The sequence below is a fragment of the Pantoea sp. GD03673 genome, assembly GCF_029844725.1.
GTDB lineage: Bacteria > Pseudomonadota > Gammaproteobacteria > Enterobacterales > Enterobacteriaceae > Pantoea.
The window spans coordinates 38,009-58,234 of sequence record NZ_JAOCKJ010000002.1 but is presented as its reverse complement, the minus strand read 5'-3'; the positions used below and the strand labels follow the sequence as shown (position 1 = coordinate 58,234).

General features: G+C 51.8%; 20 protein-coding genes and 1 other annotated feature. Of the genes, 4 read left to right on the top strand and 16 right to left on the bottom strand.

The window, feature by feature from the left end; all coding sequences use genetic code 11:
* Nucleotides 1-2 precede the first annotated feature (2 nt).
* The 3 genes from N5J69_RS03735 (at nt 3) to gndA (ending at nt 3,771) form a co-directional block, all read left to right on the top strand.
* Complete coding sequence (locus N5J69_RS03735; RefSeq protein WP_279768162.1) at nt 3-1,259, top strand: glycosyltransferase; 1,257 nt, start codon at nt 3-5, stop codon at nt 1,257-1,259.
* 104 nt (nt 1,260-1,363) lie between these two features.
* Nucleotides 1,364-2,170, top strand: a complete 807-nt coding sequence (locus tag N5J69_RS03730) for a glycosyltransferase family 2 protein (RefSeq protein WP_279768161.1) — start codon at nt 1,364-1,366, stop codon at nt 2,168-2,170.
* 191 nt (nt 2,171-2,361) lie between these two features.
* Nucleotides 2,362-3,771 (top strand): NADP-dependent phosphogluconate dehydrogenase, encoded by a 1,410-nt coding sequence (gndA, locus tag N5J69_RS03725; RefSeq protein ID WP_279768160.1) that lies wholly within the window; start codon nt 2,362-2,364, stop codon nt 3,769-3,771.
* Nucleotides 3,772-3,806: 35 nt separating this feature from the next.
* Here the strand turns inward: gndA and N5J69_RS03720 are convergent, their stop codons facing one another.
* The 12 genes from N5J69_RS03720 to hisL form a co-directional block, all read right to left on the bottom strand.
* Nucleotides 3,807-5,105, bottom strand: a complete 1,299-nt coding sequence (locus tag N5J69_RS03720) for a succinylglutamate desuccinylase/aspartoacylase family protein (RefSeq protein ID WP_279768159.1) — start codon at nt 5,103-5,105, stop codon at nt 3,807-3,809.
* Nucleotides 5,106-5,211: 106 nt separating this feature from the next.
* Nucleotides 5,212-6,003: an ABC transporter substrate-binding protein gene (locus N5J69_RS03715; protein WP_279768158.1), complete on the bottom strand. Its 792-nt coding sequence runs from the start codon at nt 6,001-6,003 to the stop codon at nt 5,212-5,214.
* 66 nt (nt 6,004-6,069) lie between these two features.
* A complete protein-coding gene (locus N5J69_RS03710; RefSeq protein WP_279768157.1) occupies nt 6,070-6,546 on the bottom strand; it encodes a YbaK/prolyl-tRNA synthetase associated domain-containing protein in 477 nt (158 codons plus the stop codon).
* 109 nt (nt 6,547-6,655) lie between these two features.
* Complete coding sequence (gene hisIE / locus N5J69_RS03705; RefSeq protein ID WP_279768156.1) at nt 6,656-7,267, bottom strand: bifunctional phosphoribosyl-AMP cyclohydrolase/phosphoribosyl-ATP diphosphatase HisIE; 612 nt, start codon at nt 7,265-7,267, stop codon at nt 6,656-6,658.
* Nucleotides 7,261-8,037: an imidazole glycerol phosphate synthase subunit HisF gene (gene hisF, locus N5J69_RS03700; protein WP_279768155.1), complete on the bottom strand. Its 777-nt coding sequence runs from the start codon at nt 8,035-8,037 to the stop codon at nt 7,261-7,263. The genes hisIE and hisF overlap by 7 nt, the downstream gene beginning before the upstream one ends.
* Nucleotides 8,019-8,756, bottom strand: a complete 738-nt coding sequence (hisA, locus tag N5J69_RS03695) for a 1-(5-phosphoribosyl)-5-[(5-phosphoribosylamino)methylideneamino]imidazole-4-carboxamide isomerase (RefSeq protein WP_279768154.1) — start codon at nt 8,754-8,756, stop codon at nt 8,019-8,021. Before hisA ends, hisF begins: the two co-directional genes overlap by 19 nt.
* On the bottom strand, nt 8,756-9,346 hold the full coding sequence (gene hisH / locus N5J69_RS03690; protein ID WP_008926061.1) for an imidazole glycerol phosphate synthase subunit HisH: 591 nt from the start codon (nt 9,344-9,346) through the stop codon (nt 8,756-8,758). The genes hisA and hisH overlap by 1 nt, the downstream gene beginning before the upstream one ends.
* Nucleotides 9,346-10,413, bottom strand: a complete 1,068-nt coding sequence (gene hisB / locus N5J69_RS03685) for a bifunctional histidinol-phosphatase/imidazoleglycerol-phosphate dehydratase HisB (protein WP_279768152.1) — start codon at nt 10,411-10,413, stop codon at nt 9,346-9,348. The genes hisH and hisB overlap by 1 nt, the downstream gene beginning before the upstream one ends.
* Entirely contained in the window at nt 10,410-11,486 is a 1,077-nt protein-coding gene (hisC, locus tag N5J69_RS03680; RefSeq protein WP_279768151.1) for a histidinol-phosphate transaminase, read from the bottom strand. The genes hisB and hisC overlap by 4 nt, the downstream gene beginning before the upstream one ends.
* A complete protein-coding gene (gene hisD, locus N5J69_RS03675) occupies nt 11,483-12,787 on the bottom strand; it encodes a histidinol dehydrogenase (protein ID WP_279768149.1) in 1,305 nt (434 codons plus the stop codon). The genes hisC and hisD overlap by 4 nt, the downstream gene beginning before the upstream one ends.
* Before the next feature lie 3 nt (nt 12,788-12,790).
* Nucleotides 12,791-13,690: an ATP phosphoribosyltransferase gene (hisG, locus tag N5J69_RS03670; protein ID WP_279768147.1), complete on the bottom strand. Its 900-nt coding sequence runs from the start codon at nt 13,688-13,690 to the stop codon at nt 12,791-12,793.
* Between the two features lie 195 nt (nt 13,691-13,885).
* Nucleotides 13,886-14,006 (bottom strand) — a sequence feature (His leader region).
* Nucleotides 13,982-14,029, bottom strand: a complete 48-nt coding sequence (gene hisL / locus N5J69_RS03665) for a his operon leader peptide (RefSeq protein ID WP_100396937.1) — start codon at nt 14,027-14,029, stop codon at nt 13,982-13,984. It overlaps the preceding feature by 25 nt.
* 179 nt (nt 14,030-14,208) lie before the next feature.
* Between hisL and N5J69_RS03660 the strand changes: the two genes are divergently transcribed.
* Nucleotides 14,209-15,036, top strand: coding sequence for an SDR family oxidoreductase (locus N5J69_RS03660; RefSeq protein WP_279768146.1), 828 nt, complete (start codon nt 14,209-14,211; stop codon nt 15,034-15,036).
* Between the two features lie 360 nt (nt 15,037-15,396).
* On the opposite strand, the gene N5J69_RS03655 is transcribed toward N5J69_RS03660, so the two are convergent.
* The 4 genes from N5J69_RS03655 to N5J69_RS03640 form a co-directional block, all read right to left on the bottom strand.
* Nucleotides 15,397-16,893 carry a glucosyltransferase domain-containing protein gene (locus tag N5J69_RS03655; RefSeq protein WP_279768145.1) on the bottom strand — a complete coding sequence of 499 codons (1,497 nt, stop codon included), beginning with the start codon at nt 16,891-16,893 and terminating at the stop codon, nt 15,397-15,399.
* 383 nt (nt 16,894-17,276) lie between these two features.
* On the bottom strand, nt 17,277-18,191 hold the full coding sequence (locus N5J69_RS03650) for a glycosyltransferase family 2 protein (RefSeq protein WP_279768144.1): 915 nt from the start codon (nt 18,189-18,191) through the stop codon (nt 17,277-17,279).
* Nucleotides 18,188-18,547 carry a GtrA family protein gene (locus tag N5J69_RS03645; protein ID WP_279768699.1) on the bottom strand — a complete coding sequence of 120 codons (360 nt, stop codon included), beginning with the start codon at nt 18,545-18,547 and terminating at the stop codon, nt 18,188-18,190. The genes N5J69_RS03650 and N5J69_RS03645 overlap by 4 nt, the downstream gene beginning before the upstream one ends.
* Nucleotides 18,548-18,947: 400 nt before the next feature.
* Complete coding sequence (locus N5J69_RS03640; RefSeq protein WP_279768143.1) at nt 18,948-20,225, bottom strand: FAD-binding oxidoreductase; 1,278 nt, start codon at nt 20,223-20,225, stop codon at nt 18,948-18,950.
* Nucleotide 20,226: the final 1 nt, after the last annotated feature.

The window sequence follows — 20,226 nt, the reverse complement described above, 5'->3', positions numbered from 1 at the left end:
TCATGAGTGAAGTTCACGTATTTACCAGCGCAGCATTCAACTATATACCTAAAGTAAGGATGTTGTTTCAGTCTATCAGAAAGTATCATCCTGAATGGAAAATTCATTTAGTTCTCGCGGACGAAAAAAGGCCAGAAATTGATCTCAGTAATGAGCCATTTGATGAGATAGTTTCTATCTCAGAACTGGATATTCCTGACTGGAAAGGCTGGGCTTATTGCCACACTATTGTTGAGCTGGCAACTGCTATTAAGCCATTTATGCTTTCAAGACTTTTACAACTTCCTGGCTGCAAAAAAGTCGTCTATTTGGATCCTGATACAGTCATTTTCTCGCGTCTGGATGATATTCTTGAAGCGCTGGATTCATCAAACGTTGTGCTGACTCCTCATCAGACTAAGCCTGAAACTTCATTGTCTGCGGTTATGGATAATGAAATTTGCAGCCTTAAGCATGGTGTTTATAACTTAGGTTTCTGTGCCGTTGCTGCGACAGAAGTTGGCCTGGCATTTGCCAACTGGTGGGCTGAACGCATTTACCATTTCTGTCGTGCAGACATTCCTAATGGATTGTTTACTGATCAGCGCTGGATAGATCTGGTTCCTGCCTTCTTCACAGATGTTGCTATTATGCGTTCTAGCCGTCATAACGTTGCAACGTGGAATTTGACGACGCGTGAATTCAAAGTCGATAAAGATGGTAATTATCTGGTCGACAATGAACCATTAGGTTTCTATCATTTTACTGGTTTTGATAGTGGTGCCCACCGTATTATGGCAACCAAAAATGCCGGTGAAAATTCTGACGTTCACCAGTTAATTGACTGGTATGAAGACCAAACAAAAAATCTGGCACAAGATCCTTTGGCAAAAGTTTCGTGGGCTTTTGGTAAACATTCTGATGGTTCTGTTATTTCAAAAGAACAGCGTCTTGTTTATCGTGAGCGTCTCGATCTTCAGAAAGCTTTTCCACAACCATTTGATGCATCAACTTATAATCAATGGTGGCTTTCTCAGGGTCCTAAAGAATATGCTGATTTATTTAAACCTGAAACAAAAGCGAATGCGCTCTCTAAATTTAGTGAGGTTCTCACTCCTGGTTTCCGCGGTGGAGATATTGGCTTTGACAGAGAACGGTTTATGAGCCTTGTGCGTCGCTCTTTAACGAATCCACGTGTAGGTATGACTGTTGGTAAAAGAGGCTGGGAAGTATTGAAAAATGAAGGCGTTAAGGGTATTAAACGTCGCTTCCTTAGCTAATTCTCTACATTGGGTGTTGTAAATACAACACCCTTTTTCATCTTCATAATCTGTTTGGTTCCTGGCATGATTACTTGTATCTTTTAATTTGAGCGGTAGATGAAGTGAAAATAATAGCATCATTGGTATTATATCGTCATGAACTTAGTTCTGTCTCTAAAACAATCGATTCACTTAATAACGAGAAGTGTATTTCAAAAATAGTAATCGTTGATAATGGAGGCTACTGCTCCTGGCTTGATTCACTTTGTATGTCCAAAGTCGAAATCATCAGATTAGAAGATAATAAGGGCTTCGGTTCGGGTCATAATGCTGTTTTCGATAAATATAAAAATAAGTCTGAGTTTTTTCTGATTTGCAATCCTGATATTGTTTTCAAACAGGGTCAGGTTGATGCGCTTTATTGCTTTAGCCACCAGAACGCTATCGGTCTATCAATACCTAAAATTGTATATCCTGATGGGAAATTACAATATAGCTGCAAATTGCTTCCAACCCCCTACCAGCTTTTCATGCGAAGATTCTTTTTTAAGCTGACTGAGAACCTGAATTCCGACTATGAATTGCATCATGCTGATTACAGCAAGCCTTTTTTCGCTCCATCCTTATCTGGATGTTTTATGCTGATCGATTCGAAAGTGTTAAGTGATGTGAGAGGATTTGATACCAGATATTTCCTTTACCTGGAGGATGTTGATTTATCAAGAAGAATTGCAATGCAGTCTAACGTAAGCTATTTTCCAGGCTCTGTAGTTGTTCACGAATCACAGAGGCGCTCATATACAGATATAAAATTTCTTTTTTATCATGCTGTTTCAGCTATCAAATACTTTAACAAATGGGGCTGGTTCAGAGATAAACAACGCAATTACCTCAATAAGAAAGCTCTGCAAAGCGTGAGTTCTCAATAAGCCAGGATTAAAATCCCGCTCCTTTCTTTTGATGTAAATATGGCCTTCTATCTTTCTTTATGTCTCTGAATCCAAATCTGGAATTCGCCGCATCAATTACTACCTTTTCAATTATTATTTGAGTTAACATGTTTAACACTTTTGCTAACTAACCCCAGACAAGTGAAGTGACTTTCAGACAGGAGTATGTAATGTCCAAGCAACAGATCGGCGTTGTAGGTATGGCAGTGATGGGCCGCAACCTGGCTCTTAACATTGAGAGCCGCGGTTACACTGTTTCAATCTTCAACCGTTCACGCGAAAAGACCGACGAAGTCATCGCTGAGAACCAGGGCAAGAAGCTTGCTCCTTTTTACACCGTTGAAGAGTTTGTTGAATCGCTGGAGAAACCACGTCGCATCCTGCTGATGGTTCAGGCCGGTGAAGCGACCGATAAAACTATTGCCTCGCTGACACCGCATCTGGATAAAGGCGACATTCTGATCGATGGCGGCAACACCTTCTACAAAGACACCATCCGTCGTAACAAAGAACTTTCAGATCAAGGCTTCAACTTCATCGGCACCGGTGTCTCCGGCGGTGAAGAGGGCGCTCTGAAAGGCCCATCTATCATGCCGGGTGGTCAGAAAGAAGCCTACGAACTGGTTGCACCAATTCTGGATAAGATCGCAGCACGTGCAGAAGATGGCGAAGCCTGTGTGGCTTACATCGGTCCGGATGGCGCGGGTCACTACGTGAAAATGGTTCACAACGGCATTGAATATGGCGACATGCAGCTGATTGCAGAAGCCTATGCCCTGCTGAAAGGCGCGCTGGGTCTGAACAATGAAGAGCTGGCTGAGACGTTCACCGACTGGAACAACGGCGAACTGAGCAGCTATCTGATCGACATCACCAAAGATATCTTCACTAAGAAAGATGAAGACGGTAAATATCTGGTTGATGTGATTCTGGATGAAGCAGCGAACAAAGGCACGGGTAAATGGACCAGCCAGAGTTCACTGGATCTCGGCGAACCTCTGTCTCTGATCACCGAGTCTGTCTTTGCCCGTTACCTCTCATCACTGAAAACTCAGCGTGTTGCAGCCTCTAAAGTCCTGAGCGGTCCACAGGCGCAGGCTTTCACCGGCGACAAAGCAGAGTTCATCGAGAAAGTACGTCGCGCACTGTATCTGGGTAAAATCGTCTCGTATGCGCAGGGCTTCTCACAGCTGCGCGCTGCGTCAGAAGAGAACAACTGGGATCTGCATTACGGCGAAATCGCTAAGATTTTCCGTGCCGGTTGCATCATTCGCGCCCAGTTCCTGCAGAAGATCACTGATGCTTATGAAGCTGATGCGGGCATTGCTAACCTGCTGCTGGCTCCGTACTTCAAAGATATCGCCGATCAGTATCAGCAGGCGCTGCGTGATGTGGTTTCTTACGCGATTCAGAACGGTATCCCGACGCCAACCTTCTCTGCGGCGATCGCTTATTACGACAGCTACCGTTCAGAAGTACTGCCTGCTAACCTGATTCAGGCGCAGCGTGACTACTTCGGTGCGCACACCTATAAGCGTATTGATAAAGACGGTGTGTTCCACACCGAGTGGTTAGATTAATCACTAAAAAGGGCTTCCCGCGGGAAGCCCTTTTTTTATCCTACCAGCAAATCCCCGCTCCGAATCTCTCGCTCGCCCGCCAGCCTTACCACCAGCATACCTGCCGTAGCAAACCTGACCCAGTGTCGTGCGTAAAGAATCCCGCCATACTCCGCGACCAGTGGGGTGATATGGTCGGTCACGGGATCGACAATCTCAGCCACCACTTCTCCTGGCCGAATCTGAGCGCCCAGCGGTTTACGATGCAGGATCAGCCCTGACACCGGCGAATGAATGTATTCACAGCCTGCTAACGGCGTAGGTGGATTTCTCAGTGCAGGGGAGGCCGCCGACGATCCCTCGCTGTGACGCTCTTTAATCACCCCTGTTTCTCCCGGGGCTTCGGCAACGTCAGGCACGGTTAAGCCAATCGGCCCGTCATTGATGGCCACGACATCATCACCGCCTGCGTTCGCCGGAACCAGCTCATCGCCGCCGATAACGGGTGCGGCCACTTCCACGGAAATTGAAGGCTCGCTGTAGCCGATATAGCCGCTTTCCTGCAGCGCCGAAATAATCGCATCCGCATCTTTCTCCGCCTGTTCAGGCGAAACATCCCGTACGCCACGCAACTCCAGCGTCACGGGCAGCAATCCACGCGGCATCGGGTAATCATTACCAAAGCGTTCCGCCAGCGTCAGCCAGGGTTCGCAACAGGCTTCATCAAAGGGTTCACCGCCGGAGATCTGCGCCAGCAACTGCACTTCACTCCCCAGCCAGCGCGCCAGCGGCTCAATATCCGGCCAGGCATGAGGGGTGGTATAGAGATGCGGCACGGCTTCCCAGTCGCAATGCAGGTCAATCATCAAATCTGCCTGGCTGGCCATCCGCATCAGTGTATAGCGCTGCGCATCCAGCTCGGTTTTGGGGACGGTGTCGCGATAGTGCCGATCAATCGCATCACGAATCAGGCTCCTGTTCTGCGATTCACTCTGGGTCAGACTTTCAGCCAGCGCGGTTGCCAGGGTGTTACCCAGTGACGGGAAGCTGCGATTAAAGTCCTGACCTGAGAGCGTATGAAAGCGGCCCAGATGGGTGCCGTGCCAGTGCTGTCCCAGTGCCAGCGGATTAGCAACCGGAACCAGCGTGAACGCGGCTTTGAGTTGTCCGGCGGACTCCAGCGCCTGCAGCCGCTGTTTTAAAAACCACGCCACCGCCATGCCGGGCAGTTCGTCGCCGTGCAGCGCAGCCTGAATGTAAACCTGACGCTCGTGGTCGGGAGCAAAGTGGAAACTGATGATTTCACGCTGGGTGCCTAAAGAGGCGCTTAACAGTGGATGATGTTGTTGATGCATACCGTGTTAATGTCCTTTAATCGGCAAAGGACGACAGCGCGCCGTCCTGAAAAAATTACAGTATAGTGCCGGATCGCGGTGAGGACGAAAAAGGGCGACCGCGAGGTTACTGCTGGATAGAGATATCCGTGGCGAAGTAGCGCTTCTGAATCTGATCAAAAGTGCCATTCTTTTTGATTTCGGCAAAGGCATTATCCAGCGCCGTTTTCAGTTCGGTATCGCCTTTACGCAGACCAATTGCGGTGCCGGGGCCGATAATCGGATCCTGAATAATCGGGCCAGCCAGTTCAAAATCTTTACCCTGTGGGTGCTTCAGGAAGCCAATAGCGGCCTGTGCCGCATCGGTGAAGACCGCGTCCAGCCGGCCTGATACCAGGTCGCTTTCAACCTGTGCCTGATCGCCATACGGCACAACGGTCACGCCATGAGGCTGCCATTTCGCCAGTGCATAACGCTCCTGAACCGTTCCCTGTTCCACGCCGACCGTTTTTCCTTTCAGCGATTCCACGGTGGGCAGCACGCCAGCCCCTTTACGGGCAATCAGCTGGGTGTGGGTGTCATAGAGCGGAACAGTGAAATCAATCTGCTTCAGGCGCTCTTCCGTAATGCCCATGTCAGACAGAATAGCGTCAAATTTACGCGCCTTCAGGGCCGGGATCATGCCGTCAAACTGGCTTTCAACCCAGACACATTTGGCCTGCATCTGGGCGCAGAGCGCATTGCCCAGATCGATATCGAATCCAACCAGCTTGCCCTGTGGGGTTTTCGATTCAAACGGCGGGTAAGTGGGATCGACCGCGAAACGCACCTGCTCAATTTTCGCCTGAGCGCTAAAAGCACAGCCCGCCATAACCGCCGCAGCCAGCGTCTGGCGCAGGCGTTGAGTAAAAATGTTCATGATTTTTCTCTTATTTTGTCGTGATAAGTGATTATGCAGAGTATCGCTGGCCTGCCGTGATGGCAATTACTGCGTTATCTTCATCACGTCAGCCCCGCACAGCGCCCGGTAATCGTCGGTGTTCAGGATCACTGAGCGCGTCAGCAGACCGGCGTTAAACGCGATCTCCGGGTAACGTTCAAACAGCGCGGGATCAACAACCCGTCTGAGGTCGGGGTGAAAGCTGAACGGCGGGATAGCACCGAAGACGCAGCCTGTGAGCCGCTCGGTTTCCGCCGGGCTGGCGAGTGAAGCGCGGTGTCCGCCTACGGCTGCCGCCACTTTACCCAGGTCGGCCTGGCGATCGGCCGGTAAAACCGCCAGCACATACTGTTTAACGCCGTTGCCTTTCACATGACAGACCAGCGCCTTCGCGCCCTGGCCGATTTCGGTGCCGCGTATCGCGGCCACTGCTTCACATTTGCCGGTTGCTTCATGTTCCATCAGGCGATAGCGGGCCTGATGCTGGTCGAGCAGGGTGATTAATTTTTCATGGGTAGTCACGGTTCTCTCCCTGAGGTTTGAGTGGCCGTCGTCGTACGAAGTGGGGATGAGAATGGAGAAATACTGCTCAGAATCTGCATAAAAACATTCTGAGCAGCCTGTTGCACAGTTACTGGTGGCGGGCGCGGAGGTTGTTGATCACGGTGCTGAAGTCGAGATCCTGATCCTGTAATAACACCATCAGGTGATAAACCAGGTCAGACGCTTCATTAGTCAGTTCGTGACGGTCGTTGACGGTGGCTGCCAGCGCAGTTTCAACGCCTTCTTCACCCACTTTCTGCGCGATGCGCTTGGTGCCGCTGGCGTAGAGCCGTGCGGTATAAGAGCTTTCAGGATCGGCAGTTTTACGGGACGCCAGCAGCTGTTCCAGCTGATAGAGGAAGGTCCACTCTGGCACGGCCGGTGAGAAACAGCTGGTGGTGCCCAGATGGCAGGTCGGGCCAATCGGATTCGCCAGCACCAGCAGCGTGTCGTTGTCACAGTCAGGCGTAATGCTTACCACCTGCAGGAAGTTGCCCGAGGTTTCGCCTTTGGTCCACAACCGGTTTTTGGTGCGTGAGAAAAAGGTCACATTGCCTTCTGCCAGCGTTTTTTCCAGCGCCGCCGGGTTCATGTAGCCATGCATCAGCACTTCGCCAGAAACAGCGTGCTGAACGATGACCGGCATCATGCCCGCTGTTTTGTCCCAGTCGAGCCGGGCCTGTTGTTGTTCGGTTAGCACGCGCGAATCTCCACTCCGTTGTCGATCAGAAAGCTCTTCAGCTCACCAATGTTAATAATCTGCTTGTGGAATACCGAGGCGGCTAAAGCCCCGTCCACATTAGCCCCGGTAAAGGCCTCCAGGAAGTGCTGCATCGTACCTGCGCCGCCCGAGGCGATCAGGGGTACGTTACAGACTTCACGCATTTTTTTCAGCTGCACCAGGTCATAGCCGTTACGCACGCCATCCTGATTCATCATGTTCAGCACGATCTCGCCTGCGCCCAGCTTCTGCACTTCCTGCACCCATTCCAGGGTTTCCCACTGGGTTACACGGGTGCGTGCTTCGTCACCGGTATACTGATTCACCTGATATTTGCCGCTGGCCTCGTCGAACCAGGTGTCGATGCCGACCACGATACACTGCACGCCAAAACGGTCGGCAAGACGGGTAATGAGTGAGGGATCGGCCAGTGCCGGTGAGTTAATCGAAATCTTATCCGCACCAAACTCCAGAATACGCGCCGCGTCTTCCGGGGTTTTAATGCCGCCTGCGACGCAGAACGGGATATCAATCACTTCCGCGACACGTGATACCCAGCTTTTGTCGACAACCCGGCCATCGGATGAGGCGGTAATATCATAGAAGACCAGCTCGTCGGCACCTTCAGCGGCGTAGCGCTGCGCCAGTGGCACGATGTCGCCGATGATCTCGTGATTGCGAAACTGTACGCCTTTAACCACCTGGCCGTCACGAACGTCCAGGCAGGGAATTATCCGTTTTGCCAGCATGAGATCGCCTCCGAAACAGTGAATTTATCTTCCAGTAACGCACGTCCGACAATTACGCCCTGAACGCCGCTGCCGCGCAGGGCGGCGATATCATTAAGGTCGCCAATGCCCCCTGAGGACTGGAAAGCAATCGTCGGGAAGCGCGCCGTCACTTCCTGATAAAGCGCCACGTTAGACCCGCTCAGGGTGCCATCGCGGGAAATGTCGGTGCACAGCACATGCTTCAGGCCCACCTGCTGGAAATCAGTAATCACCTCTTCCAGGGTGATGCCCGCGGCTTCCTGCCAGCCACTGATCGCCACTTCTTTGCGGTTATTGCCATCAATGCGCACATCTAACGCGAGCACAATCGCCTCTGCGCCAAACTCAGCAAACCACCGCCTGACCTCTTCAGGTTCCTTCACGGCGGTGGAACCCACCACCACACGGCTGGCTCCGGCCGCCAGCAGCGCATGAACATCGTCACGGCTGCGAATGCCGCCACCAACCTGCACCGTGACATCAACGCCTTCCAGCAGGGTTTTCAGCAGCGCGATCTGGCGTTTCGCCGGATCTTTCGCACCGGTTAAATCGACCAGATGCAGCACGGTCGCGCCCTGGCGAACGTAATCCTGCAGACGCGGCAGTGGATCGCTGCCGTAATCGCGCTGCTGACCATAATCGCCCTGATGCAGACGAACCACTTTGCCGTCAATTAAATCTAACGCGGGGATAATCATTACATCTCCAGGAAGTTTTTCAGCAGCTGTGCGCCCGCTTTGCCAGAGCGCTCCGGGTGGAACTGGACGCCGAAGAAGTTATCTTTCTGCACCGCGGCGGTGAACGCTTCACCGTAGTGACACTGCGCAATGGTGCTGGCGTTGACCGGCATGGCATAGCTGTGGACGAAGTAAAAATAACACCCTTCATCAATGCCACGGAACAGGTGATTACCCGCCTGCGCGGTAATCTGGTTCCAGCCCATGTGCGGAAGGGGCAGGCCGTGGGTGTCCATCAATGACACGGGCTCATCAATGATGCCCAGCGTCGGCACGCCGCCGTTTTCGTCACTGCCGCGTCCTAACAGCTGCATACCCAGGCAGATACCCAGCACCGGCTGGGTACAGGCTTTCACCAGATCGATCAGGTCACGTTCTTCCAGCTGATTCATTGCCGCCTGCGCGGTGCCTACGCCGGGCAGAAACAGTTTGTCGGCGCGCAGCACCACATCGGGATCGCGACTGACTTCCGGGGTATAGCCCAGACGCTCAATCGCCCACTTCACCGACGAGAGGTTGGCGCAACCGGTATCCATGATCACCACGTTCATCACAGCACTCCCTTCGAGCTTGGCAGGGTGTTCCCCTCAACGCGGATCGCCTGACGCAGCGTACGGCCAAAGGCTTTGAACAGGCTTTCTACGCGGTGATGGTCGTTCTTACCTTTGGTTTTCAGATGCAGGGTGCTCATCATGGCGTAAGAGAGCGAACTGAAGAAGTGCTCGACCATCTCAGTGCTGAGATCGCCCACGCGCTGATAGTTGAACTCGGCTTTGAACTCGATGTGCGGGCGGCCGGAGATATCCAGCGCGCAGCGTGCCAGGCACTCATCCATTGGCAGCACAAAACCGAAACGGCCAATGCCGCGTTTGTCGCCCAGCGCTTTCAGCAACGCTTCGCCCAGTGCCAGACCGGTATCTTCCACCGTGTGGTGATCGTCAATGTAGAGATCGCCTTTCACTTCGATGTGCATGCGGAACCCGCCGTGTACCGCAATCTGGTCCAGCATGTGGTCGAAGAAACCCACGCCGGTATTAATTTTGCTGCCGCCTTCACGATCCAGCCACAGTTCGACCCGCACCTGCGTCTCTTTGGTATTGCGCTGCACCAGCGCATGGCGGTCGCGCCGGGTAAGGCGCTGCTGAATGGTCTGCCAGTTTTCGCCGTCCGCGCCGTATTGGACAGCCTGAATACCCATGTTCCCGGCCAGCTGAACGTCGGTCAGGCGATCGCCGATAACATAGCTGTTAGCGCTATCCAGCGCGCCTTCTGCCAGCCAGGCCTCCACCATTTTCGTTTTCGGCTTGCGGCAGTCGCAGTGATCGTCCGGCATGTGCGGGCAGATCAGCACATCGTCAAACGCGATGCCCTGCGAGGTCAGCACCTGCATCATCAGATCGTGCGGGCCATCGAAATCTGCCTGCGGGAAACGGGCGGTGCCAAGACCATCCTGATTGGTGATCATCACCAGGCGATAACCCGCCGCCTGCAGCGCCAGCAGCGCCGGAATGACGTCTGGCTCAAACGCCAGCTTATCCAGTCGGTCTACCTGAAAATCTTCAGGCGGTTCAGAGATTAAGGTACCGTCGCGGTCAATAAAAAGAGTCTTCTGGCTCATGCTTGCTCCACAGAAAAGGCTTGCAGTGCGACGATCACGCGTTCGCACTCTTCACGCGTGCCGATGGAAATGCGCAGGCATCCCGACAGGCCCGGATTTTTGTTCTGATCACGCAGGATAATGCCCTGATCCCATAAGGTTTTGAAGACTTTTGGTGAATCGGTAAAACGCGCCAGTACATAGTTGGTTTCGCTGGGGAAAACCTGCTCAACGCAATCGAGCTGAGCCAGTGCATCCTGCAGCCAGCCGCGATTGTCGTTCAGCTGGGTGACGTGCTCACGCATCAGCGCGATACCCTGCTCGCTGAGGGCCTGACCCGCCACATCAGCTACGGGTGTAGCCAGCGGGTAGGGCGCGATCACTTTCATCAGCAGGTCAATCACCGGCTTATTTGCCAGCGCAAAGCCACAACGCAGACCCGCCAGCGCAAAGGCTTTCGACAGCGTACGCAGGATGACCAGATGCGGATAATCTTTCAGCCAGCCGGTCAGTGTGGCCTGCGGGCAGAATTCAATATAAGCCTCATCGGCTACCACCAGCGCTTTACCGGCGGTCATCGCCAGCAGATGACGGATATCGTCCTGACTGATCAGGTTACCGGTCGGGTTGTTCGGGCTGCAAAGATAAACGACTTTGACGCCATCCAGCTGTTCCGCAATCGCGGGCAGGTTGAGCTGCCAGTCGCTCAGCGCCGGAACGGTACGGTATTCAATACCGATAGTTTCAGCGCTGACGCTGTACATGCCATAGGTCGGCGGGCAGAACAAAATGGCATCCTGGCCGGGCTCACAGAAAGCGCGCATGATCAGCTCAATGGCTTCATCTGCGCCACGGCTGACCAGCACCTGCTCCGGCGCTAAGCCCGCATAGGCGGCGTAGCGCTCAATCACCACTTTGGGCTGACATTCGGGATAGCGGTTCAGCGTCTGCTGCGACAGCTCAAACGGCACCGGCAGCGGGAACTCGTTGGCATTGAGCCAGACATCGCCGTTGCCACCCAGACGACGCGCCGACATATAAGGGGTCAGCGCACGGACATTTGCGCGCGCCAGCTGCTCAATATCCTGACTCATACTTGCTCCTTCAGTGCGGCAACGCGCAGGGTGACGGCATTTTTGTGGGCATCCAGCTGCTCAGCGGCGGCCAGCGTTTCAATGGTGGCGGCCAGATTCAGGAAGCCCTCTGGCGTCAGCTCCTGCACCGTCATGCGCTTCTGGAAATCGGCCAGACCCAGGCTGGAACAGGTCGAGGTGTACCCGTAGGTCGGTAACACGTGATTGGTGCCCGAAGCGTAATCGCCCGCAGACTCCGGTGACCAGTCACCTAAAAATACCGAACCGGCACTGGTGATGGCCCCGACCAGGTCGCGTGGCTGACGGGTCTGCAGAATCAGGTGCTCCGGGCCGTAAGCATTGGAGATCGCCACACACTGCTCCAGGTCACGCGCCACAATCAGGCGGCTGCTCTCCAGTGCCTGACGCGCCGTTGCCGCACGCGGTAACTGCGCCAGTTGCTGCTCAACGGCCACCGCGACCGCCTCCGCCAGCGTCAGTGAAGGCGTCAGCAGAATCACCTGTGAATCGGGACCGTGCTCGGCCTGTGAAAGGAGGTCAGACGCGACAAACGCGGGCGTCGCCCCCTCATCCGCGATCACAAGCACTTCTGACGGGCCGGCAGGCATATCAATCGCCGCGCCATCAAGGCGCTGACTCACCTGACGTTTCGCTTCTGTGACCCAGGCGTTGCCCGGACCAAAGATCTTATCAACGCGTGGCACGGTTTCGGTGCCGAAGGCCAGTGCAGCGATGGCCTGCGCGCCGCCTGCCTGAAACACCTCTTCGACGCCGCACAGCTGCGCGGCATAAAGAATCTCATCAGCAATCGGCGGTGGCGAACAGAGCACCACCCGGCCACAACCGGCGATACGGGCAGGTGTTGCCAGCATCAGCACGGTTGAGAAGAGCGGGGCGGAGCCACCAGGAATGTAGAGCCCGACCGATTTTACCGGACGGGTGATCTGCTGGCAGCGTACGCCAGGCTGGGTTTCCACATCCACCGGCGGCAGAATCTGCGCGTTGTGGAAGGTTTCAATATTGCCCACCGCGACGGCCATCGCCTGCTTAAGCTCGTCACTCAGGCGGGCGCTGGCGTCTGCAATTTGCTGCGGCGTCACGCGCAGGTTATCAACCTGTGCTTTGTCGAAGCGAGCGCTGAACTCGCGCAGGGCTTCATCACCCTTCAGCTTTACCTGCTCCAGCACATTGCGCACAGTCAGCGTGATGTTTTCGGAGGCGGCGATGGCGGGACGTAACAGCAGCGCCTGCTGCTGTTCGGCGGTGCACTGCTGCCATTCAATCGGGGTAGAAAAGGCCATGGCTTACTCCATCATCTTCTCAATAGGCAGCACCAGAATTGAACTGGCACCCAGCGCTTTCAGTTTTTCCATGGTTTCCCAGAACAGGGTTTCGCTGCTGACCATGTGCATGGCCACGCGGCTGACATCGCCTGCCAGCGGCAGAACCGTCGGACGCTCAGCGCCAGGCAGCAGGCTGATCACTTCTTCCAGCCGCTCACTGGGTGCGTGCAGCATGATGTACTTCGACTCACGCGCTTTAATCACGCCCTGAATACGGGTCATCATCTTGTCGATCAGCTCCTGCTTGGCGGCAGGCATGTCGCCGTCGCGCTGGATCAGCACGGCTTTTGAACGATAGATGACTTCAACTTCACGCAGGCCATTGGCTTCCAGCGTGGCACCGGTAGAGACCAGATCGCAGATGGCGTCAGCCAGACCGGCGCGGGTTGCCACTTCCACAGAACCGTTCAGCAGACAGCTCTTAAAGCTGACGCCTTTTTTGTCGAGGTACTGTTTGAGCAGGTGCGGATAGGAGGTGGCGATTCGGGATTTATCAAGGCATTGCGGGCCGGTGTACTCGGCGTCTGTGGCCATCGCCAGGGACAGACGGCAACCGCCGAAATCCAGGCGGCGCAGCGTGAAGTAGCGCGGATCTTCACCCTGAGCGCGGCGTGAGAGTAACTCTTCTTCCAGCACGTTCTCACCGATGATGCCGAGGTCAACCACTCCATCCATCACCAGGCCAGGAATATCGTCATCGCGCACGCGCAGGATGTCGATAGGCATGTTCTCCGCAAACGCAATCAGGCGCTGTTGCTGAAGGTTGATTTTAACGCCGCATCGGGCCAGCAGTTCGCGTGAATCATCACTTAAACGGCCGGATTTCTGCATAGCTATGCGTAAACGGGTGTTATCTAACATGGTTCCTGTCCTCTTAGAGCCTATTCCAGTAGGCGTATATTGTTGCAGGCAATCTGGTCACGGACAGCGCGCAACAACCGGAACGTACACGCAGTACGTGAGGATTGTGAGCATGACCAGGGCCAGAGTGGCAAATAAAATAGCCTGATGGGATAGGCTATCAATGCTGTCCTGAATGTGTGGTTAAATCAGCCCATAAAAAAACCCCCGGAAGACGATCTTCCGGGGGTTCTCTTGCGTTCACACCACTGGAAGATCTTGAAAGTCTTCCAGCACCAATCGCCTGAAAGACTAGTCAGGATGATGGTGGTGATGATGGTTGAACTGAACGCGTGTCATAATAATCTCGTCGATGAATGAGTATTCATTTGTGGGGTTTAACCTAGCGAAGATGGCAGCACTTGGCAACACTTTTTTATATCGCCGGTTCGGAAAGCGCTGAAACAGGTTGTTCTGGTTTGCAATCCGGGGGCAAACTACGATGAAGTCAGGGTTGATGTTTCACGTCAGGAGTCAAAATGAAGAAGGTTGCGATTGTGGGACTGGGCTGGCTGGGTATGCCGCTGGCCACGGCGCTAACGGCGCGGGGCTGGCAGGTTACCGGCAGTAAAACCACGCCAGACGGTGTTGAGGCCGCACGCCGCTGCGGCATTGAGGCGTTCCAGCTGGAACTGACGCCGGAACTGCACTGTGATGCCGCCGATATCGAGCCGCTGTTTAACGTTGATGCGCTCATCGTCACGCTGCCCGCCAGCCGGACGGCGGAAGGCGGCGAGGCCTATCTGCAGGCGGTGCAGAACGTGGTTGATACCGCGCTGGTGTACAAGGTGCCGCGCATTATCTTTACCAGCTCAACGTCGGTCTATGGTGGCAGCTCTGGCGTTAAACGGGAAAACAGCCCGCTGACCGCTGAAACGGTCGCGGGCAAAACACTGGTTAAACTGGAGAGCTGGCTGCACGATTTGCCAGGGACCAGCGTGGATATTGTGCGGCTGTCCGGTCTGGTCGGGCCAAAGCGCCATCCGGGACGCTTCCTGGCCGGTAAGCAGGACGTGGCGAACGGCTCACAGGGCGTGAATCTGGTTCACCTGGATGACGTGGTAGAGGCGATTACCCTGCTGCTGCAGTCGCCAAAAGGAGGGCGGATCTACAATCTCAGTGCGCCGAAACACCCCACGCGTGACACCTTCTATCCTGCGGTCACGCGCCAGCTGGGGCTGCAGCCGCCCCGGTTCGCACCAGAGGCAGTCAAAGACAGCGGCAAGCTGATAGACGGGTCGCGCATCTGTAACGAACTGGGTTTTGAGTATCGCTATGACGATCCGGTGAAGATGCCGCTGGAGTAAAAATACCTTCATTAGGTGGGAAAATTGATACTTTAAGCTCATTAGAGCATTTGTTTTATTATTATGTTGTCGGATGGGATGACGAAATCCCATCCTAACAAATAAGCTCATTTCACAGCCAGCCATATCATCAATAAGCTTAGTTTTTGATAAACTCCCTGCCTTAGTTTCAGTAACCATATATTGGAGTACATTCACAAATAGCGTACAGGTAGATTAGGGTAAAAGATGTTATTTTTATTTGGATAAAAAATAGATTTTATTGTAAACGGCCGTTACCAATACATTGCATTGTGAGTTCTTAATCTGGACAAGACAGACCTGGATTTCAATGAAAAGCCCCCTAAGGGGCTTTAGGTATTACAGGCATCTGGTAGGATCATTACCTTTGTACACACCATTGATACAATTCCCAGGAGATTGACCCAGTTTAACCACTACAACGTTATTAACTGTAAATATAGAACCTTTACTCGGCCATAAGGGGGCGGAATTTATTTTTTTTATTTCTGAATTCACTTCAGCAAAAGAAGCCGGGACAATTTTTGCTATTGCTGTAGCATTCATAAACGCCGAAATTCGCGCGGAGTTACCTGCATCCCAGTTCAGGAAAGAACTCCCGAACATGTCAGGATTGGAAGGTTTATCAACTGAGTCTGTTTTAAGTGCGCCATAAAAATAGACTCTGACAGGGCTTCCTGAAGGCGTATCGAGGTATCTGTATATGTCGTTAGCAATAAAAGAAGATACATTATAATCTTGATTGTAAGACAAGTAATCAGTGTAAAAAAGTCTACTTGATGAAGCAGTTCCATATAATAAGGAGAATAAAGGGATAATCCATAAGATCTTTTTACCAGAATATTGGGAAAACAAGATTGCACCTGATATTGCAAACGATACTGCAAGGCAATTCATAGCTCTGGCTGGCAAAATTCCGCCAATGATCATATTCATGAGAAATGGCGAAAGTATCATGGCTGTTGCTGAAAGCAGGAATAGTAGTCGATTTCTACCAGTTGTAGTAAAAGCAATAAGTAATGACAATAAAGAAATGGCGTAAATATTAAGGCCATATGGAGCATTAAAGGAAAAATAGTCTGCTATAAATATTAGTACAGACTTTATAGTTACATCTGCTGGTTGATGAATCCAGCCTATCATATTAAGGAAGTAAGATTCTGAGCTTTTGCCAAAATACCATTGAATAATCTTTGTTAACAACGAATATGTAATAGAAGATGAAATTAACACTATGAGCGGATTAATTATTACTCTCTTGAGTGTTAATTCATATTCCTTATTGATAATCATGTAGCATGCATATGAAGCGATTATTGATACAGGAAGAAAAATTATGGATTGGTATATTGACGTTGCCAGTGTTAACGTGATGACAGGAGCAATGAAATTCATCAGTACTCCTTTTTCCTTCAATATGAGATAAGTTGAAACAGATGATAAAAGTACCGCTATGGCTAATGTATCAGATTGATTAGAGAATTGGAGCTGGTATCCAAATTGAGGCAGTGATGAGTAAAGAATTGAGAAGAATATAGAATGCTGAGAATCAAGGCTTAAAATATGTGAGATTACTGAGCATGAAAAGGCAAGTATAACCAGAGACAGCAGTTCAGTATAAAATGGAACGAATGGTTCTGGTAAGATCGTTGATTTTAGTAATGCATGTCCCCACCGTCCCATACTAATAGTATGTGCGATATTATTACTAAATTCCTCATCAATAGATAAGGTGAAATGTGAAAGTTCAAAGCCGTAAGTAATTAATAAGACTATTAGCGATGTCAGAAATGAAATGAAAAATGTGTTTATTTTTATTGTGACATTTGTTTTCATGCATAGGTTCTCTAAGTGGTTGAGTCGTTAACCGTAAGAAATAAGCTCTTAAAAAGAACTCTTCTTAAGTTTTCCAGGACATGTTTTTTTCGTTTCCTGAGAGAGACTGCTTGTATCTGCTTCATTTTATGATTGTTATATATAGTATCTGTTGATTCATTTTCTTCACCAACTTTAAAGCTGAAATTCATCTAAGAATGCCTGACGTATATTATAGCATTCAATGTAGAGATTTCTCTTTTTCAATGTTAAATATATTTGAGGGCTGAGTTTTTTAAAAATGAAGAACATTCATGTTTTTTACCCTCACATGAAAACATAACTCATAAAATTTCCGTATTGTTTTCTAGCATTCGCTTTTAATATTACTACCAGTTGCATTATCACTCGTTCTTAATAATATATCTGGGTCGTTGCTTAGTCTCGATATAGATTCTACCAATGTATTCACCCAATACACCGATTCCTATTAGCTGAACGCCACCCAGGAAAAGAATTGAAACCAGAATTGATGGATAACCGGCTACAGGATTTCCCCAGATCAGCTTGTCGGCAATCATCCATACGCCGTAAAAGAACGACAGCCCGGCGACGAAGAAACCGATATAGGTCCACATGCGTAAAGGAAACGTAGAGAATGACGTTATACCTTCCAGCGCAAGGTTCCAGAGTTTCCATCCATTGAATTTTGTCGATCCAGCGACGCGTTCAGCGCGCGTGTATTCGACTACCTCTGTTCTTCCACCCACCCATGAGAGGATGCCTTTCATAAACAGGTTTCGCTCAGGCAGAAGCTTGATGTTATCCAACACATGGCGGGACATCAGCCTGAAATCACCCACATTCTCTTCGATCTGCGGTTTGCTGATCATGTTGTGTAATTTGTAGAACCATTCAGCGCTTTTACGCTTCAGATGGCTATCGGATGAGCGATCAACCCGTTTAGCCAGCACAACATCTGCGCCTTCTTTCCACTTAGAAATAAGGAGCGGGATAACCTCGATCGGATCCTGCAGGTCTACATCGATAGGAATAACCACATCTCCTGTCGACGCCTCAAGACCTGCAAACAGGGCAGGTTCTTTGCCAAAATTTCGGGTAAAGCAAACATATTTGACTAAAGCGTCATTTTTCATGATCGCCTGAATTTGAGATTCAGTATTGTCTGTACTGCCATCGTTAATGAAAACAATCTCAATTTCATCATCTGCAAGCGGCGTGTAATTTCTAACCGTCTCGTAGAAAACAGGAAGGGCTTCCTGCTCATTCAGGACGGGAACAACAAGCGATATTTTCATTTCTTATCTCGGAAAATGATGTATTTCGAATAGGCAAAGCCACATACCAGACTTATTGCTGAGAAGACGATAAGGGTTACGACCGGATTGACCTTCATGCGGTCAGCATAGGAGCCAATCATGACGGCAACCATGCCCATGAAAAACACATACATGATGTAGCGGATCGTTGTGGCTTCTGAACTGAACGTCCACTTTGCGTTTGCAAAGAAAGAGAAGGTGACAGCAACGCAGAATGCAATAAAGTTGGACAGTGACTGCTGCAACCCCTTCTCTACACAGATGGCGAAGGTAACCCAATGAATAAGCGTGTTAATCACACCAACTGACATGTATCGTGCAAAAAGTTTCAGCATGGCAAAGTTATGTAAAAAGTGAGGTGCAAATCCTGACACCTGGCAGCGTCAGGATCAAGAAATTGTTAAAGCCGTTATGCTAATTCATGCAGAGAGTGGTTATATGCATCTGGAGCAGGATTTGGATGTGCGAAGAATGCACTTTCAGTCATGCGAAAGGTATTCCGCTTAAGCAGCAAAAATGCGCCCGCTACCGCCTGGAACATTGATTCGAAAAAATTAACGTCAGGCGAATCAGTCAGGCCTGGCAGTAACTGAAACTGCGCCCATTGCACATTGGGTTCACCGGAGCAATCTACTCTGCGTTATGCATTCTCTGCCTCTCCGGGAGTTTAAATATCCGGTATCAATGGCAACGCCACATGAGTAAGTCTTACTGAGAGTGGGGAAACGAATCAACTCATACCCCCAGTCTATCCCGCAGGGCATACCACACCGCGCCCATCGCGGTCAGCGGCACCTTAAACCGTCTGCCGCCGGGGAAAGGCAGGTGGGGCAGACGGGCAAAGGCGTCAAAACGCTCGGCGTCGCCGCGTAAGACTTCGCTGATCAGCTTGCCGGAGAGATGCGTACTGGTCACGCCATGACCGCTGTCGCCCTGCATAAAATAGACATTCTTCTCCAGGCGGCCAAACTGCGGCATGCGCGAGAGCGTCAGCAGGAAATTGCCGCTCCAGCTGAAGTCCAGCTTCACGTTCTGCAACTGCGGGAACGTACGGCGCAGCTTAGGCCGAATCAACGCTTCAATGTCAGCCGGTTCCCGTGCGCCATAAACCACGCCGCCACCATAGAGCAGCCGGTTGTCTGCGGTCAGACGGAAGTAGTCCAGCAGGTAGTTACAATCTTCCACACAGTAATTGTTCGGCATCAGCGACAGTGCCTGGTCTCGTGACAGCGGCTCGGTTGCCACAATCTGCGAGCCGCACGGCATGCTTTTCCTGCTGAGACGCGGCTCCAGCTGCGGTGAGAGATAGGCGTTACCGGCGAAGATCACAAACGTCGCGCTGACCTCACCCTGCGCCGTTTTTACCCGGTTAGGGGTGCCATATACCACATCTGTTGCCGCGGACTGTTCATAAATGCGCCCGCCATGCCGCCGGATCGCTTCCGCTTCACCCAGCGCCAGGTTCAGCGGATGCAGATGACCGCCGCGCCGGTCCAGCAGCCCGCCGACATAACGTTCGGTGGCGACTTCGCGGCGAATGCCCCGTTCATCGAGCAGCTCCAGATCGTGATTCCCGTACTGCTGCCACAGCGTTTTCTGTTTTTGCAGGTGCGCCATCTGACGCGCATTCAGCGCCGCAAAAATACCGCCAGGCCGGTAATCGCAGTCAATCGCATAACGATCAATGCGATCGCGGATGATCGCCGCGCCTTCAAACATCATGCTGCCCAGCATGCGGGCGCTCTCTTTTCCGTAGCGCTGTTCAATGACATCCACGTCGCGGCTGTAGGAGTTCACCACCTGACCGCCGTTACGCCCGCTGGCACCAAAGCCGACCCGCGCCGCTTCCAGCACCACCACGTCGTAGCCCACCTCGGTCAGGTGCAGCGCCGCCGAAAGACCGGTGAAACCGCCGCCAATAATACAGACGTCACACTGAATGCTCTCCTGTAAGGTTGGCCAGGGCGCATGCGGATTGGCAGTCGCAGCGTAATAACTCTCCACATAATTCATA

Excerpts from the sequence above, each read along its gene's own strand:
- N5J69_RS03715 (WP_279768158.1), bottom strand. The coding sequence starts at position 6,003 with ATGAACATTTTTACTCAACGCCTGCGCCAGACGCTGGCTGCGGCGGTT.
- N5J69_RS03645 (WP_279768699.1), bottom strand. The coding sequence starts at position 18,547 with ATGCTGAAACTTTTTGCACGATACATGTCAGTTGGTGTGATTAACACG.
- hisF (WP_279768155.1), bottom strand. The coding sequence starts at position 8,037 with ATGCTGGCAAAACGGATAATTCCCTGCCTGGACGTTCGTGACGGCCAG.
- N5J69_RS03660 (WP_279768146.1), top strand. The coding sequence starts at position 14,209 with ATGAAGAAGGTTGCGATTGTGGGACTGGGCTGGCTGGGTATGCCGCTG.
- N5J69_RS03655 (WP_279768145.1), bottom strand. The coding sequence starts at position 16,893 with ATGAAAACAAATGTCACAATAAAAATAAACACATTTTTCATTTCATTT.
- gndA (WP_279768160.1), top strand. The coding sequence starts at position 2,362 with ATGTCCAAGCAACAGATCGGCGTTGTAGGTATGGCAGTGATGGGCCGC.
- hisA (WP_279768154.1), bottom strand. The coding sequence starts at position 8,756 with ATGATTATCCCCGCGTTAGATTTAATTGACGGCAAAGTGGTTCGTCTG.
- N5J69_RS03640 (WP_279768143.1), bottom strand. The coding sequence starts at position 20,225 with ATGAATTATGTGGAGAGTTATTACGCTGCGACTGCCAATCCGCATGCG.
- N5J69_RS03735 (WP_279768162.1), top strand. The coding sequence starts at position 3 with ATGAGTGAAGTTCACGTATTTACCAGCGCAGCATTCAACTATATACCT.
- hisC (WP_279768151.1), bottom strand. The coding sequence starts at position 11,486 with ATGAGTCAGGATATTGAGCAGCTGGCGCGCGCAAATGTCCGTGCGCTG.
- hisH (WP_008926061.1), bottom strand. The coding sequence starts at position 9,346 with ATGAACGTGGTGATCATGGATACCGGTTGCGCCAACCTCTCGTCGGTG.
- hisG (WP_279768147.1), bottom strand. The coding sequence starts at position 13,690 with ATGTTAGATAACACCCGTTTACGCATAGCTATGCAGAAATCCGGCCGT.
- hisD (WP_279768149.1), bottom strand. The coding sequence starts at position 12,787 with ATGGCCTTTTCTACCCCGATTGAATGGCAGCAGTGCACCGCCGAACAG.
- hisB (WP_279768152.1), bottom strand. The coding sequence starts at position 10,413 with ATGAGCCAGAAGACTCTTTTTATTGACCGCGACGGTACCTTAATCTCT.
- N5J69_RS03650 (WP_279768144.1), bottom strand. The coding sequence starts at position 18,191 with ATGAAAATATCGCTTGTTGTTCCCGTCCTGAATGAGCAGGAAGCCCTT.
- N5J69_RS03720 (WP_279768159.1), bottom strand. The coding sequence starts at position 5,105 with ATGCATCAACAACATCATCCACTGTTAAGCGCCTCTTTAGGCACCCAG.